General features: G+C 67.5%; 13 protein-coding genes. 4 read left to right on the forward strand and 9 right to left on the reverse strand.

From position 1 onward, the window contains the following. Positions 1 to 336: 336 nt before the first annotated feature. Both pgl and zwf read right to left on the reverse strand, forming a co-directional pair. On the reverse strand, positions 337 to 1,092 hold the full coding sequence (gene pgl / locus LC490_RS00285; protein WP_223618835.1) for a 6-phosphogluconolactonase: 756 nt from the start codon (positions 1,090 to 1,092) through the stop codon (positions 337 to 339). Next, positions 1,076 to 2,593 (reverse strand): glucose-6-phosphate dehydrogenase, encoded by a 1,518-nt coding sequence (gene zwf / locus LC490_RS00290; protein ID WP_223618836.1) that lies wholly within the window; start codon positions 2,591 to 2,593, stop codon positions 1,076 to 1,078. The genes pgl and zwf overlap by 17 nt, the downstream gene beginning before the upstream one ends. Before the next feature lie 149 nt (positions 2,594 to 2,742). Here zwf and LC490_RS00295 point away from each other — a divergent pair, with 149 nt between their 5' ends. From LC490_RS00295 to nagA, 3 genes are read left to right on the forward strand one after another with little or no spacing between them, the layout of a single operon-like run. Beyond that, positions 2,743 to 3,495, forward strand: a complete 753-nt coding sequence (locus tag LC490_RS00295) for a GntR family transcriptional regulator (protein WP_031374115.1) — start codon at positions 2,743 to 2,745, stop codon at positions 3,493 to 3,495. A 35-nt stretch (positions 3,496 to 3,530) separates the two neighbouring features. Continuing rightward, on the forward strand, positions 3,531 to 4,541 hold the full coding sequence (locus LC490_RS00300) for an SIS domain-containing protein (protein WP_057920262.1): 1,011 nt from the start codon (positions 3,531 to 3,533) through the stop codon (positions 4,539 to 4,541). Positions 4,542 to 4,549: 8 nt separating this feature from the next. Continuing rightward, positions 4,550 to 5,683: an N-acetylglucosamine-6-phosphate deacetylase gene (nagA, locus tag LC490_RS00305; protein WP_223618837.1), complete on the forward strand. Its 1,134-nt coding sequence runs from the start codon at positions 4,550 to 4,552 to the stop codon at positions 5,681 to 5,683. 97 nt (positions 5,684 to 5,780) lie between these two features. Here the strand turns inward: nagA and LC490_RS00310 are convergent, their stop codons facing one another. The 4 genes from LC490_RS00310 to LC490_RS00325 all read right to left on the reverse strand — a co-directional run bounded on the left by LC490_RS00310 (position 5,781) and on the right by LC490_RS00325 (position 9,272). Further along, the gene (locus tag LC490_RS00310) at positions 5,781 to 6,671 is read right to left on the reverse strand and encodes a DMT family transporter (protein WP_223618838.1); all 891 of its coding nucleotides are present in this window, start codon (positions 6,669 to 6,671) and stop codon (positions 5,781 to 5,783) included. Next, a complete protein-coding gene (locus tag LC490_RS00315; RefSeq protein WP_223618839.1) occupies positions 6,668 to 7,279 on the reverse strand; it encodes a methyltransferase domain-containing protein in 612 nt (203 codons plus the stop codon). Before LC490_RS00315 ends, LC490_RS00310 begins: the two co-directional genes overlap by 4 nt. A 928-nt stretch (positions 7,280 to 8,207) precedes the next feature. Then, complete coding sequence (locus LC490_RS00320) at positions 8,208 to 8,783, reverse strand: GNAT family protein (protein WP_223618840.1); 576 nt, start codon at positions 8,781 to 8,783, stop codon at positions 8,208 to 8,210. A 135-nt stretch (positions 8,784 to 8,918) separates the two neighbouring features. Further along, on the reverse strand, positions 8,919 to 9,272 hold the full coding sequence (locus LC490_RS00325; protein ID WP_223618841.1) for a hypothetical protein: 354 nt from the start codon (positions 9,270 to 9,272) through the stop codon (positions 8,919 to 8,921). Positions 9,273 to 9,555: 283 nt separating this feature from the next. Between LC490_RS00325 and LC490_RS00330 the strand changes: the two genes are divergently transcribed. Continuing rightward, the gene (locus tag LC490_RS00330; protein ID WP_223618842.1) at positions 9,556 to 13,248 is read left to right on the forward strand and encodes an indolepyruvate ferredoxin oxidoreductase family protein; all 3,693 of its coding nucleotides are present in this window, start codon (positions 9,556 to 9,558) and stop codon (positions 13,246 to 13,248) included. Between the two features lie 130 nt (positions 13,249 to 13,378). On the opposite strand, the gene LC490_RS00335 is transcribed toward LC490_RS00330, so the two are convergent. Genes LC490_RS00335 through LC490_RS00345 form a run of 3 tightly spaced genes read right to left on the reverse strand, consistent with a single transcriptional unit; the run spans position 13,379 to position 14,952 of the window. Next, entirely contained in the window at positions 13,379 to 13,627 is a 249-nt protein-coding gene (locus LC490_RS00335) for a hypothetical protein (protein ID WP_144436312.1), read from the reverse strand. A gap of 18 nt (positions 13,628 to 13,645) precedes the next feature. Beyond that, positions 13,646 to 14,416 (reverse strand): anti-sigma factor, encoded by a 771-nt coding sequence (locus LC490_RS00340; protein ID WP_223618843.1) that lies wholly within the window; start codon positions 14,414 to 14,416, stop codon positions 13,646 to 13,648. Next, a complete protein-coding gene (locus LC490_RS00345) occupies positions 14,413 to 14,952 on the reverse strand; it encodes a sigma-70 family RNA polymerase sigma factor (protein WP_223618844.1) in 540 nt (179 codons plus the stop codon). Before LC490_RS00345 ends, LC490_RS00340 begins: the two co-directional genes overlap by 4 nt. Between the last annotated feature and the right edge of the window lie 48 nt (positions 14,953 to 15,000).

A 15,000-nucleotide genomic window follows, 5' to 3' on the forward strand; every position in this document is an offset into this window, starting at 1 on the left:
TCGGGGCGCCTGCGATGGCGCCGGCCAGTGCCCCCCTTCGAAAAAGGGGGGTTAGGGGGATTGGCTCTACCTACACCTTCCGGAGAAGCCGAGGCAAAAGCAAATCCCCCCGCGCCCGCCAAGCGGACGCAGCCCCCTTTCGAGAAGGGGGCGACAGCAAAGGCCTGAGCTTGGGAGGGGAGGGAGCCTGGGCCTGGCTGTCTGCGGAGTCCAAGAGTGCTGCGGACTCCAAGGGTGGAGCGAGAGAGACGGAACGTGGGACGTAAATCGGGAATCGGGAATCGGGAATCGGGAATCGGGAAATCAAATGCCGGAAGCAAACGGCGCGCAACTGGATCAGGGGCTCCAGTACAAGGTCGGCACGACCGGCGCGCCGCTGAGCACCGAACGAATCGGCAACGTGCTGCGCGGATCGCGCTGGACGCCGTCGAGCACTGCGCGTTTTTTCTCGCCTTCGATGTGCAGGTACAAGGCCGGCGAGGTGAAGATCGCGCTGAGAGTCAACGTCATGCGCGGTTCCGGCATCGCCGCGGTGCGGATCGACATCACCGGTGCGCGGCCGCGCGGCTGCAGGCCGATTTCGCGCAAGGCCGGATTGTCGTAACCCAGGTCGGGGAACAACGAGGCCACGTGGCCGTCGTCGCCCATGCCGAGCACGGCGACGTCGAGCGGCAGACCTTCGTTGGCGATCTTGGTCAGCACCGGCATCAGCGCCGCTTCCGGGGTTTCGGTCGGGCGGTACAGCGGCAACAGGCGCGCGACGGCAGCGTTGTGCTGCAACAGGAATTCGCGCAGCAGGCGTTCGTTCGAACGCGGGTGCTCCGGCGGCAGCCAGCGCTCGTCGATCGGCAGCACGGTCACCCGCGCCCAGTCCAGGGTCTGGGTCGACAAGGCCTGGAAGAAGCGCTTCGGCGTATTGCCGCCGGACAACGCGATGCAGGCTTCGCCGTGGCGCGCGAGCGCGCCGCGCAGATCCGCCGCGACCTGTTTCGCCAAGGCTTGCGCGAGCTGCTCGCCGTCGTCGAACAGACGCTCGTGCAACGGCAGGGGCAAGGGTTCGATCACTTTCAGTCGCTCAGCCTGCATCTTCATGCCAGGTCCTCCCATCGCGTTCGATCAAGGCCACTGCGGCGCTCGGGCCCCAGCTGCCGGCGGTATACGGGCGCGGCGCGTCGGCGCTGGCGGCCCAGGCGGCGCGGATCGGGTCGATCCACTTCCAGGCCGCGTCGACTTCGTCGCGACGCATGAACAGCATCGGGTTGCCGCGCACCACGTCCATCAGCAGACGCTCGTAGGCATCGGCCTGACGCCCGCCGAACGCCGCGGCGAAACTCATGTCCAGCGGCACGTGGCGCAGGCGCAGGCCGCCGGGGCCGGGCACCTTGTTCATCAGCCACAGCTTCACGCCTTCGTCGGGCTGCAGGCGCAGCACCAGCTTGTTCGGCGCCAGCCGGCTGGAGGGGTCTTGTTCGGTGAGGTCTTCGAAGATCGAGTGCGGCACCTGGCGGAAGGTCACCACGATCTCGGACGAACGCTCGGCCAGGCGCTTGCCGGTGCGCAGGTAAAACGGCACGCCGGCCCAGCGCCAATTCTTCACTTCGGCCTTGATCGCCACGAAGGTTTCGGTGAGCGACTGCGCGCCGAGCTCCTGCGCATAGCCCGGCACCGCGCGGCCGTCGACCGCGCCGGCCTTGTACTGGCCGCGCACGGTGGATTGCGCGGCATTGCCGTTCTCGATCGGGCGCAAGGCGCGCAGCACTTTCAGTTTCTCGTCGCGGATCGCGTCGGCGGCCAGCGACGACGGCGGCTCCATCGCGACCAGGCACAGCAGCTGCAGCAGATGGTTCTGGACCATGTCGCGCAGCGCGCCGGACTTGTCGTAGTACGGCGCGCGCGATTCCACGCCGACGGTTTCGGCGACGGTGATCTGCACGTGGTCGATGTGTTCGGCCTTCCACAGCGGCTCGAACAAGGCGTTGCCGAAGCGCAACGCGGTCAGGTTCTGCACCGTTTCCTTACCGAGGTAATGGTCGATGCGGAAAATCTGGGTTTCGGCGAACACGCGGCCGAGTGCGTCGTTGATCGCGTCGGCGCTGGCGCCGTCCTTGCCGAGCGGCTTCTCGACCACGACGCGGGTCTTGGGCCCGACCAGGCCGTGCGAGTGCAGCCGGTCGCCGACCACGCCGAACAGGTCCGGGCCGACCGCGAGGTAGAACACGCGGACGCGTTCTTCGTCGGGGAACTCGGCGGCGAACTCGGGCCAGGCGGCGTCGGAGCTGAGGTCGAGGCGGCGGTAGTACAGCAGCGCCAGGAAGCCGTCGAGGGCGTCGCCGTCGCGCGCCTGCTCGCCGGCGAAATTCTGCAGCGCTTCGCGGATCTTGCCGCGGTAGTCCTCGTCGCTGCGCTCGTCGCGGGCGATCGCCACGATGCGGGTGCCGGCGACGATCTGGCCGTCGACATAGCGGTGGAACAAGGCGGGCAGAAGCTTGCGCAGGGCCAGGTCGCCGGTGCCGCCGAAAATCACCAGATCGAACGGGGCCAGCGGCGCCAGATGCGGGGCGTGGGAGGGGGTCGGCACGGAGTAGACACTCATGGGCGGGCTCGGACAGGTCTCGTTAGGAACCATACCAGTAAAGATACCAGTAAGATACCACTTCGACAAATTATCCATTTTTCAATCATTTACGCAGGCGAATCAGACACTTGTTGCTGCCAGTGGTCTGCGACTGGTATCTTTTTGCCATGCAGCCCTACTTGGTCAGCGAATTCCGCCGCCAGAGCGACGCCCGACGCGCGCCGGCTTATCAGCACCTGCGCCGGTCCTTGCAGCACGCGATCGAGAACGGCGAACTGACCGCCGGCCAGGCCCTGCCCGGCGAACGCGAGCTCGGCAAGCTGCTCGACCTGTCGCGGGTGACCGTGCGCAAGGCCATCGCCGGGTTGGTGGCCGATGGGCTGCTGGTGCAGCGCCAGGGTGCCGGCACCTTCGTCGCCGAGCGCATCGTCAAATCGTTCTCGCGCCTGACCAGCTTCACCGACGACCTGCGCGCGCGCGGGCTCGACCCGCGCTCGACCTTTCTCGAACGCGGCCTCGGCGAGGTCACCCCGGAAGAAGCGATGGCGCTGAACCTGTCGCCGGGCGCTGCGGTGATCCGCTATTACCGTCTGCGCACCGCTGACGGCGTGGCGCTCGCGCTCGAACGCACGGTGGTGCCGGCCTCGGTGATCGCCCATCCCGACTTCGTCGAGAACTCGCTCTACGAAGCCTTCGCCAAGCTCGGCATCCAGCCGGCCCGCGCCCTGCAGCGCCTGCGCGCGATCGCCTTCGACGCCGAACAGGCACGCTTGATGAATCTGCCCGAAGGCGCCCCCGGCTTGTTCATCGAGCGCCGTACCTTCCTCGACGACGGCCGCGTCGTCGAGTTCACCCGATCCTTCTATCGCGGCGACGCTTACGACTTCGTCGCCGAACTGCAGAGCGAACCCACGCCGTGACCACAGACACCCTGCTCGACGCCACCAGTACGCGCATGTACGCCGAGGCGCAGGAAGCCGGCGATGCCGTCGCCCGCCAATTCGCCGCCAACGCCGACATCGTCGACGACCTCGCCGAACGCCTGCACAAACACCCGCCGCGCTTCATCGTCACCTGCGCGCGCGGCAGCTCCGATCACGCCGCCACCTACGGCAAGTACTTGTTCGAAACCCAACTCGGCCTGGTCACCGCCTCGGCTTCGCCTTCGGTCGGTTCGGTGTATGCGATCCAGCCCAAGCTCGACGGCGCCCTGTTCGTGACCGTGTCGCAATCGGGCAAGAGCCCGGACCTGGTGCGCAACGCCGAGATCGCCAAGGCCGCCGGCGCCCATGTCGTCGCCCTGGTGAACGTTACCGACTCGCCGCTGGCGCAGATCGCCGACACCGTGCTCGGCCTGCACGCCGGTCCGGAAACCAGCGTCGCGGCGACCAAGAGTTATCTGTGCTCGCTGGCCGCGCTGCTGCAGCTGACCGCGCGCTGGAGCAACGACGCCGCCCTGTTCAACGCCGTGCATGCCCTGCCCGACGGCCTGCGCGAAGCTTGGCGTCAGGACTGGTCGCCGCTGGTCGACGGCCTGGTCGACGCGCACAACCTGTTCGTGGTCGGCCGCGGCCTCGGCCTCGGCGCGGCCCAGGAAGCTGCGCTCAAGTTCAAGGAAACCTGCGGCCTGCACGCCGAGGCCTTCAGCAGCGCGGAAGTGCGGCACGGCCCGATGGCGATCGTCGGCCCCGGCTTCCCGGTGCTCGCCTTCGCCCAGGACGACGGCACCGGCGACGGCACGGTCGCAGTCGCCCGCGAGTTCCGCTCGCGCGGCGCGCCGGTGTGGCTGGCCGCGCCGGGCGTGCCCGGCGGCGACGTGCTGCCGACCGCGCGCTCGGTGCATCCGGCCTTGACCCCACTGCTTACCGTGGCGAGCTTCTACAAGGCGGTCAACGCCTTGTCGGTGGCGCGCGGGCACAACCCGGACCTGCCGCCGCATCTCAATAAAGTCACCGAAACGGTCTGAGGCCCAGCATGTCCGCCACAGCCTTCGTCAACGGCCGCGTGCTCAGCGAGCGCGGTTTCGAGTCCGACCTCAGCGTCATCGTCGAGGGAGGCCACATCGTCGCGGTGGTGCCCGGCCCGGCGCCGAGCGGGGCGCAAACGGTGGACCTGCACGGCCAGTACCTCGTGCCGGGCTTCATCGACACCCAGGTCAACGGTGGCGGCGACGTGCTGCTCAACGATACGCCCACGGTCGACGGCATCCGCCGCATCGCCGAGGCCCATCGCCAGTACGGCACCACCGGCCTGCTGCCGACGCTGATCAGCGACGACGTCGAGGTGATGGTCGCGGCGATCGACGCCGTGCGCAAGGCGATCCAGCAGGGCGTGCCGGGCATCCTCGGTATCCATCTGGAAGGCCCCTACCTCGCCGCAGCGCGCAAGGGCGTGCACAACCCGGACAAATTCCATACTCCGGACGAGGCCGAACTCGACCGCATCGCCTCGCTCGGCATCGGCAAGACCATGCTCACGCTCGCGCCCGAGCGCTTCGCCAACGCCACCTTGCAGGCGTTGGCCGCGCGCGGCGTGCTGGTCTGCGCCGGCCACACCGCCGCCGACTACGAACGCCTGCGCGATGCTTTCGCCCACGGCGTGCGCGGCGTGACCCATCTGTTCAACGCGATGACTCCGCTCGGCAGCCGCGAACCCGGCGGCGTCGGCGCCTGCATCGAAGACCCGCACAGTTGGTGCGGCGTGATCGTCGACGGCGAACACGTCCACGACGCCTCGCTGCGCATCGCCATCGCCGCCAAACCGCGCGGCAAGATCATGCTGGTGACCGACGCGATGCCGCCGGTCGGCGGCACGCAGGAAGATTTCGTCCTCTACGGCGAAACCATGACCTGCCGCGACGGCAAGTGCACCACCGCCGCCGGCACCCTCGCCGGCTCGGCGCTGGACATGGCCAGCGCGGTGCGCAACACCGTGCAGCGCCTGGGCCTGCCGCTCGACGAAGCCTGCCGCATGGCCTCGACTTATCCTGCCGAATTCCTCGGCCTGGGCCACGAGCTGGGGCGCATCGCCCCGGGATATCGCGCCGATTTGGTCGTGTTGGACGACGGCTTGCGGGTGACGGGCAGTTGGATCGGCGGGTTGGCGTAATCCCTGCTCGCCGGCGTCGCCAGGACTGAACCCGGCCGCAGCGACGCCCCATGTCAGCGCCGTATGTAGGCGATGTACTCGACGACGATGACCTTCCTCAATCGCCCTGCTCGATCGGATCGGCGCGCGATGGCTCGGCGAGCGGGCTGCGCGTCGTCGCCAGGAACGAGCCCAGCAGCACCAGCACGAAGCCTGCGCACATGCCGTAAGTGAGCGGCTCGTGCAGCAAGGTCACGCCCAACAGCAAGGCCACCAGCGGATTGACGTAGGTGATGACGGTGGCCCGCGCCGGCCCCGCTTCGGCGATCAGTGCGAAGAACAGCAGGAACGCCAGCGCGGTGCAGACCACCCCCAGTATCGCCACGGCCCCGGCCGCCTCCACCGTGATCTGCGACGGCCATGCGCTGAGCACGAAGGGCACGTAGGCCGTCGCCGCCAGCGCCAGCGAAGCGGCGATGACGCCTAACGGCGGCACATCGGACAAGTAGCGGCTGATGATGATCGGGCCGAGCGCATAACCGAGCGCGGTCGCCAAGGCGGCGGCCATCGCCCAACCGTTGGACACGTCGATGTCCAGGCCGACCAAGGCACCCACGCCGGCCAAGCCGACGCAAAGGCCCAGCAGCCGGCGGCCGTCCAGCTTCTCGTGTCCGCTCAGGGCCATCAGGCCGGCGGTCATCACCGGCACCGTAGCGATCAACAAACCGGCGGTGGAACTGTTGATACGGGTCTCGGCATAGCCCAGCAACCACCACGGGATGCTGATCTCGACCACGGTGAATGCGAGCAACGGCCGCCAGTGAGACAACAGCGGCCGCAACGCGCCGCGTGCCGCTGCGATCGGCAGCAACAGCATCGCGCCGATGAGCGTGCGCCCGAACGCGACCGACACCGGCGAGATGTCGGCGACGGCGACCCGGATCAGCAGATAGGGCACGCCCCAGATCACGCCCAAGGCGAGGAACAGCCACCAGGCGCGCCGGTTCATCGCGTCCTCCGGGCGAGCACGTTGCGCCAGGGGGCTTCCCTGCCGTCGAAGCGCGACGCCCAGTCGACCTCGAAACCCGCAGCTCGCAGACGTTCGTCCAGCCCCGCATCCGACCACAGCACCACTCGGTAATCGCCCGAGTCCCCGTGCTCCCAGAACTCGCCCTCGCCGAGCGGGTACGACAGCAGCAAGGCTCCCTCCGGGACCAGGGCCTGGGCCAGCTTGCGCAACACGCCGTCCACGTCGCCGCGTTCGAAATGCTGCAGCACGCACAACATCAGGACGCCCGCATAACGGCCCTCGACCTCGTCCGCGAGCAGATCGAGCACCTCCGCCCGCCGACCGCGTTGGGCCTGTAATTCGCAGAAGGCCCGGGTCACGTCGGTGCGATGGACCGGCACGGCGAGGGTCTCGAGGAAATCCGCATCCCAACCGGGGCCCGACCCGATCTCGAGCACGCCATCGCCGGACGGCAGCGCATCGGCGAGCCGCCGCAGCGCCTCGGCCCCGGCGACCGACGGTTGCGACGATACCGAGGCCGCATAGTCGCGCGCGCATTTTTCGTAGGCGGCGACGGTACGGCGGTTGTTGGACTGCGGCGATGTCATCGGAATGTCCTCTTGCAGGGTGCACTGTCGTCGACACGCCATATAAACATAGGAGCGGGCGCGATTGATGCGGTCGCTACGGAAAGCCGGATTCGGCGCAAGACCGAAGCGGCGCGATCGCGGCTCGCGCCGCTCCTACCCAGGAGCCGAGCCTCCGACGGCGGCCTTTGCCGTTGCCTTTGCCGTTGCCGTTGCCGTTGCCGTTGCCGAGACTTTGATCTGCTTTGCCGCTTTGCCGGTCAAGTGGAGACCCGGAGGGCGCCGCACAGGACGTGCGGCGTTTTTCGATAGGACAAGGATGTCCTATCGAAAAATCCCGGCGCTAGCTACGAACTCGTGGCCTGTGCCCTTGCAAGGAGAGCCCTTTTCTTTGGTTACTTTTCTTTTGGGCTTAGCAAAAGAAAGTAACCCGGCCGCGTAGCGGGCGGAAGCTTTGCACTTGCTTGAAGGGGTTCGCTTGAGACGCCTGACGTGGTCGCGACTTACGTCGCTCCTACAGTGGTGGAAGCTTTGCACTTGCTTATGGCTTCTCAAGAAACAAGATCAAACGCCTAAAGCTTCCGCCACTAAAGCGGCGGGTTACTTTCTTTTGTCATAAGCAACAAAAGAAAGGTAACCAAAGAAAAATGCTTTTCTTTGAATCACAGGCCCGCACGAGCGGTGCCTCCGCAGGAATTTTTCATACGGGACATCCCTGTCCCGATGAAAAACGGCGCGCGTCCCTGCGCGCCGCCCTCCGGGTCTTCAATTGCATCGCAGGCCGAAGCTGCGCACGGCAACGGCAACGGCAATAGCCAAGGCCAAGGCCAAGGCCAAGGCCAAGGCCAAGCAGCGTAGCGAGACGGAGGCAACACTGGCGCGACTTGCGTCGCTCCTACCCTGGGGTCACATGGAGCGACGGTGCGAACATGAAAAGCGCGATCGCCCCCTACCCCGAAGCCGCCTTGCGACGCTGCGCCTGCCAATCGCTGCGCAACAGCGCATACAAGGCCGTATCCGAAAACACCCCCTGCACGATCCAGCGCTCGCGCAGATAGCCCTCGCGTACGAACCCCTGTCGCTCGATGCTCTTGGTCGAGGCGGTGTTGCGCGGGTCGATGTCGGCTTCGATGCGGTTGAGGTCCATCGCCTCGAAACCGAAATCGATCAGCGCCGGCAGGGCTTCGCGCATGTAGCCGCGCGACCAGGCCGATACGGCCAGGGCATAGCCGATCTCTGCGCGGCGGCACGGCGGGTCGAGATTGAACAGGGTGCAGGTGCCGATCAGCGCGCCGTCGTCGACCCGCTGCAAGCCCAGGCGCAGGAAATGGCCGGCGGCCATCGCCTCGCGGTCGCGGACGATCTGCGCATCGGCTTTCTCGATCGAATCCCAGGGCGGCGAGCTGCCGTAGCGCATCACTTCGGGATCGGCATAGATCGCCATCAGGGCGCCAGCATCGGCGGCGGCGAGCGGTCGCAACAACAGGCGTTGCGTGGTCAGGCTGACTTGGTCGAAGGCGGTCATCGCCCGACTGTAACTGTTCGGCGATGCGGCTCTCAAACGTGGCCCCGCATCTTGGGACTCGGCGATCACCGGCGGCGATCATCGCGATCCGACCATCGAAATCGACGCGGTGGCGACACTCGAACCGATCCGGCACTACTCGGCCGCAGCCTCGGCCCGCATCGCACCGCAGGCGACGCAGTGACTCGCGCGCGGCGTGCGCAGCGGCTTGCCGCAATGCGCGCACGGCGGGCCGTACAGGGACAGGCGATGGTGACGGATGGCGTCGGGCTTGGTTTCGAGCTGCCCGGTCATCCGGTAGTACAGCTTGAGCGCGTCGCGGCCGTGGGGCTGGGCCAAGGCGGCCTGCAGCGAGCTCGCGGTCGAGACGCGGTAGCGCTGCACTTCGGCGACGGCCTCGTCGAGGGCCGGCGCCATCCGCTCCCATTCGGGTTCGGTCAGCATCGGCACGACGCGGTCGCAGCGCCAGCAGTAAAGGTCTTGAGCCACGGGCTCTCCGGATGGGCGCCCGACGACGAGGCTCGAAGCCGCGCGATGCTGCTGAACGGCGCAGCATCCGTCAATCTCCCCGGCAATACGCCCAGGTACGCCGGCACGACGGCCGCGCCGACCGTCACACTCGTTCGGGCTTACCGCCCGGCTCACGGCGCGATTGGGCCTAAAGGCTATAATTCCGAGTCTTTGCTCGGGCCCCGGCGCGCCACCGCCGTCCCGGCCGGGATGCCGTCCCGCCCCGCCAGCCAACCCGCGGCACCGCCGCGAGAGCCCGCCCATGACCAGCACCGCAGAACTCAGCTCGCCTTCGTCGGCGAATACCGACCTGACCAACAGCGTCCTCGATACGGACTATTCGCTCGATCACAAGTACACCCGTCAGGAAGGCCGCATCTACCTGAGCGGCGTGCAGGCGCTGGTGCGCCTGCCGCTGATGCAGCGGCTGCGCGATCAGGCCGCCGGCCTCAATACCGCCGGCTTCATCTCCGGCTACCGCGGCTCGCCGCTGGGCGGTTTCGACCTGGAGCTGTGGCGCGCGCGCAAGTACCTGGAAGCCTCGGGGGTGAAGTTCACCCCGGGCCTCAACGAGGACTTGGGCGCGACCATGGTCTGGGGCACCCAGCAGACCAACCTGTTCCCCGGCGCCAAGGTCGAGGGCGTGTACGGCATGTGGTACGGCAAGGGCCCCGGCGTGGACCGCACCGGCGACGTGTTCAAGCACGCCAATGCCGCCGGCACCAGCAAGTACGGCGGCGTCCTGGCCCTGGCCGCGGACGACCACGCCTGCCGCTCCTCGACCCTGCCGCACGGCTCGGAAGGCGAGTTCACCAGCGCGATGATGCCGATCCTGAACCCGGCCGGCGTGCAGGACATCCTCGACATGGGCCTGATCGGCTGGGCCATGTCGCGCTTCACCGGGCGCTGGGTCGGCTTCAAGACCATCGCCGAAACCGTCGAGTCCTCGGCTTCGGTCGACGTCAATCCGCTGGCGCTGCAGATCGTCACCCCCGACGACTTCGTCATGCCGCCGGGCGGCCTGAGCATCCGCTGGCCGGATCCGCCGATGGACCAGGAGATGCGCCTGCACCAGTACGCGGTGAAGGCCGCGCAGGCTTTCGCCCGCGCTAACGGCATCGACCGCACCGTGATCGATTCGCCGAACGCGCGCCTGGGCATCATCACCACCGGCAAGAGCTACCTCGACGTGCTGCAGGCGCTGGAATACCTCGGCCTGGACGAACGCGCCTGCTCCGACCTCGGCATCCGCGTCTACAAGGTCGGCATGACCTGGCCGCTGGAGCCGGTCGGCCTGCGCGCGTTCGCGCGCGGCCTCGACGACATCCTGGTGGTCGAGGAGAAACACGCCTTCATCGAAAGCCAGATGAAGGAATCGATGTACAACTGGGACGGCGAGCGCCGTCCGTCGATCGTAGGCAAGTACGACGAGAGCGGCGAGTGGATCCTGCCCTCGACCGGCGAGCTGACCCCGGCCCGCATCGCCGGCGTGATCGCGCGCCGCATCCAGCGCTTCCACAACTCCGAGCACATGGAGAACGTGCTGCGCTGGATGGCCGAGAAGGAAAGCGAACTCGCCCTGCCGCGCGCCTCGTTCCCGCGCGTGCCGCATTACTGCTCGGGCTGCCCGCACAACACCTCGACCGTGGTGCCGGAGGGCTCGCGCGCGCTCGGCGGCATCGGCTGCCACTACATGGTCACCTGGATGGACCGCGACACCAACACCTTCACCCACATGGGCGGCGAAGGCGTGACCTGGTCGGGCCAATCGGCATTCACCGACACCGAACACGTGTTCCAGAACCTCGGCGACGGCACCTATTTCCACAGCGGCTCTCTGGCGATCCGCCAGTCGGTCGCCACCGGCGTCAACATCACCTACAAGATCCTCTACAACGACGCGGTCGCGATGACCGGCGGCCAGCCCGTCGACGGCACCCTGTCGGTGCCGCAGATCGCCCACCAGGTGCGTTCGGAAGGCGTGCACACCATCGTCCTGCTGTCGGACGACATCGCCAAGTGGAACAAGCGCGAGATCTTCCCCAGCGACATGGAGTTCCATGACCGCAAGGAACTCGACGCGGTGCAAAAGCGCCTGCGCGAGGTCAAGGGCACCAGCGTGCTGATCTTCGACCAGACCTGCGCGACCGAGAAGCGCCGCCGCCGCAAGCGCGGCAAGATGGTCGACCCGCAGAAGCGCGTGATGGTCAACACCCTGGTCTGCGAAGGCTGCGGCGACTGCGGCAAGAAGTCGTTCTGCGTCTCGGTGCTGCCGAAGGAAACCGAGTTCGGCCGCAAGCGCGAGATCGACCAGTCGAACTGCAACAAGGACTATTCCTGCGTCAACGGCTTCTGCCCGAGCTTCGTCACCGTCGAAGGCGGCGGACTCAAGAAGAAGAAAGGCTCCTCGGCCAAGGACCGCCTGCAGAACCTGCCGGCGCCGCAGTTGCCGGCGCTCGACACGCCCTGGAACATCCTCATCACCGGCGTCGGCGGCACCGGCGTGGTGACGATCGGCGCCCTGCTCGGCATGGCCGGCCATCTGGAAGGCAAGGGCGCGAGCGTGCTCGACCAGACCGGTCTGGCCCAGAAGGGCGGCGCGGTCACCACCCACATCCGCATCGCCAAGACTCCGGCCGACATCCACGCCGTGCGCATCGCCGCGGGCGAAGCCGACCTGGTGCTGGGCTGCGACATGGTCGTGGTCAACGACTACTGGGCGCTGTCGAAGGTGCGCGCCGGCCGCAGCGCGGTCGTGCTCAACACCTACGAAGCGATGCCGGGCACCTTCACCACCCGACCGGACATGCAGTTCCCCGCCGCCGACATCGTCGCCGCGGTGCGCCAGGCGCTGGGCGGCGAAGAGCCGCTGCTGGTCGACGCCACTCAGCTCGCCACCGCGCTGCTCGGCGACGCTATCGCGACTAATCTGTTCATCCTCGGCTACGCCTGGCAGCGCGCGCTGGTGCCGATCTCGTTCGATGCGCTGATGCGCGCGGTCGAGCTCAACGGCGCCGCGATCGAGATGAACAAGACCGCGTTCGCCTGGGGCCGCCTGGCCGCGATCGACCCGAAGGCGGTCGCCGAGGCCGCCGGCTTGGTGCGCAACGCGCCGACCGCCGCCGAAGCGACGCCGCACGCCCTGCCGCACCTGGCGCCGGGCGAATGGGAAGGCAACGAATGGGGCGCGACCTCGGCCCCGCGCGCGACCCGCAACGAAGACGAACTGCGGCATGTGCCTGCGAACGCCGACAGCGACAACGTCGCCTTCCTGCCGCTCGACGACCTGCGCCTGTCGCGTTCGCTCGACGAACTGATCTCGCGCCGCATCGCCTTCCTCACCGAATACCAGGACGCGAACTACGCCAAGCGTTACGCCGACTTCGTCGCCAAGGTGCGCGCAGCCGAGCAGGCCAAGGCGCCGGGCTCGACCGATCTGGCCGAGGCAGTCGCGCGTTATTCGTTCAAGCTGATGGCCTACAAGGACGAGTACGAAGTGGCGCGCCTGTACACCAGCGGCGATTTCCAGCGCAAGCTGGAGCAGCAGTTCGACGGCGACTACAAGCTCAAGTTCCACCTCGCCCCGCCGTTGCTGGCCAAGAAGGACGACCAGGGCCGTCTGATCAAGCAGGAATTCGGCCCCTGGGTGTTCACCGCGTTCAAGTGGATGGCGAAGTTGCGCAAGCTGCGCGGCAGCAAGCTCGACATCTTCGGTTACACCGAAGAGCGCAAGATGGAGCGCCAGCTGATCGCCGACTACGAGCAGACCGTGACCGGCCTGCTGGCGACCCTGGACGGCGGCAACGTCGATCTGGCCGCCGAGATCGCCAGCGTCCCCGAGCACATCCGCGGCTACGGCCACGTCAAGGAAGCGCACCTGCACAAGGCCAAGGAGCGCGAGGCCGAGTTGCTGAAGGAATACCGCAATCCCTTGCGGATCGTGCAAGCGGCCTGAAGCTCGCCGGCATGAAAACAAAAAGCCCCGCATGCGGGGCTTTTTTGTTGCGCGAACCTGCTTGTCGTACGACCTTCATCGCACCGATGAAGACTTATGGCGACGGCTTATGGCGAAGGCTTATGGTTTTTCAGCTGCTGAAGCGGCGATCGATCTCGCTCGCCAGGTCCTGCACCTTCGACGACTCGGTCGGCATTTCCGATTCGTGCTGCGAGGCGCGGACCAGTTCGATCCGCGCCGCTTCCAGAGTGGGATCGTGATAGTGCGCGATCGTGAAGCGGCGCCAGTCCTGCTGCGTCGCCATGCCTTCCGCCAACGAGCGTAGAAACGTTCCGAACGCGTTGCGCGTTTCCTGCATATCCGTAGAGATCATCGTCATGGCCTTTCCTGAGTTCTGTCAGATCGCGCCATCCAGCGCGCGCCTGACGACATCCGCCGATTCCCCGCTGCTCACCATCGCATAGTTGTACCCCCCGCGCGACCAGTACTGTGTGAGCAAGTCGCCGTCGCGGCGGTCGCCGCGCGGCAGCAGGTGGCGGCGCGGGCCCGGCGGCCGGATATAGAAGCTGATTGCGTTACCGCCGGCGTCTTCGTAGACGACCAGGGCGGCCGCGCCCTGTTCAGTCGCAAGCAGGCGTGCGCCAACCTGGCGGAACCCCGCCCCGCTCAGATCGGGCAGGCGCATCGGTTCGCGGAAATTCGTATCGAGCCAGCCTTGCAGGTCGCCGCCGCGCGCCGCCCGATCGGGCCGCAGATCGTGGCGCGAGGCGAACAAACGGTGCGCCTGGATCGCATCGCCCATCGGCGCCATCGCCGCCGCCGCCGGCGCGGTGCCGCGCCAGTCGCGCGCCTGCCATCCGCCGATGCCGCCGACGCCGAGACTCAACAGCACCGCCGCGGCCATCGCGTAGCGCGCGTTGCGCCGACGCGCGAGGCCGGCACGCAGGCGCATGGGGTCCAGGCGCGCCGGATCGGGCCCGGCCGGCGCCGCCACGGTTTCGCCGGCCAGCGCCGCGCGCAGCAGTTGCGCATCGCGCTGCCAGGCCTGGATCTCGGCGGCGCGTTCGGGATGCTGCGCAAGCCAGGCCTCGAACGCGGCGCGGCGCTCGCCGTCGAGCAGGCCGTCGACATAGGCGTGGATTTCGTACTCGCTCGGCGTGGTGATCATGGGGTCGACTTCGTTGCGGCAGGCGTCTTCAACAATCTCAGCGGCGACGCCGGGGCTTCGCCGTCGCTGAGCCGGCGCAGAGCGTCGCGTGCGCGCGACAAACGCGACATGACCGTGCCGATGGGCACCTGCAGAATGTCGGCGACTTCCTGGTAGCTGAGTCCCTCGACCGAAACCCACAACAGCAGGCTGCGTTGTTCGACCGGCAGGCGCTGCATCGCTTCCAGGGTCGAACGCGCGAGAACTTCGCGCTCGGCCGAGGGCTGGCTGTCGTGGGAGATGCCGAGCCGCGACAACAGACCGGCATAACGTTGCGAGCGGCGTTGGCCGTCGAGGAATTGGCGGTACACGATCGCGAACAGCCACGGCCGCAACGCCTGCGCGTCGCGGCGTTTGCTCCAAGCGGAAATCGCCCGTTCCAGCGCGGCCTGGACCAGGTCGTCGGCGGCATGCGGATCGCGGGCGAGCCAGCGCGCGAACCGCCGCAGCGAGGGCAGTTGTTCGCGCAGGGCGCTGTCGAGGTCGCTGGCGGGCATGGGCGGTCCGTGGAGGCAGGTCGGGGAATCTCTAAATGGGACGCCGCT

Source organism: Lysobacter sp. ESA13C, assembly GCF_019970005.1.
Taxonomy (GTDB): Bacteria; Pseudomonadota; Gammaproteobacteria; order Xanthomonadales; family Xanthomonadaceae; genus Lysobacter; species Lysobacter antibioticus_B.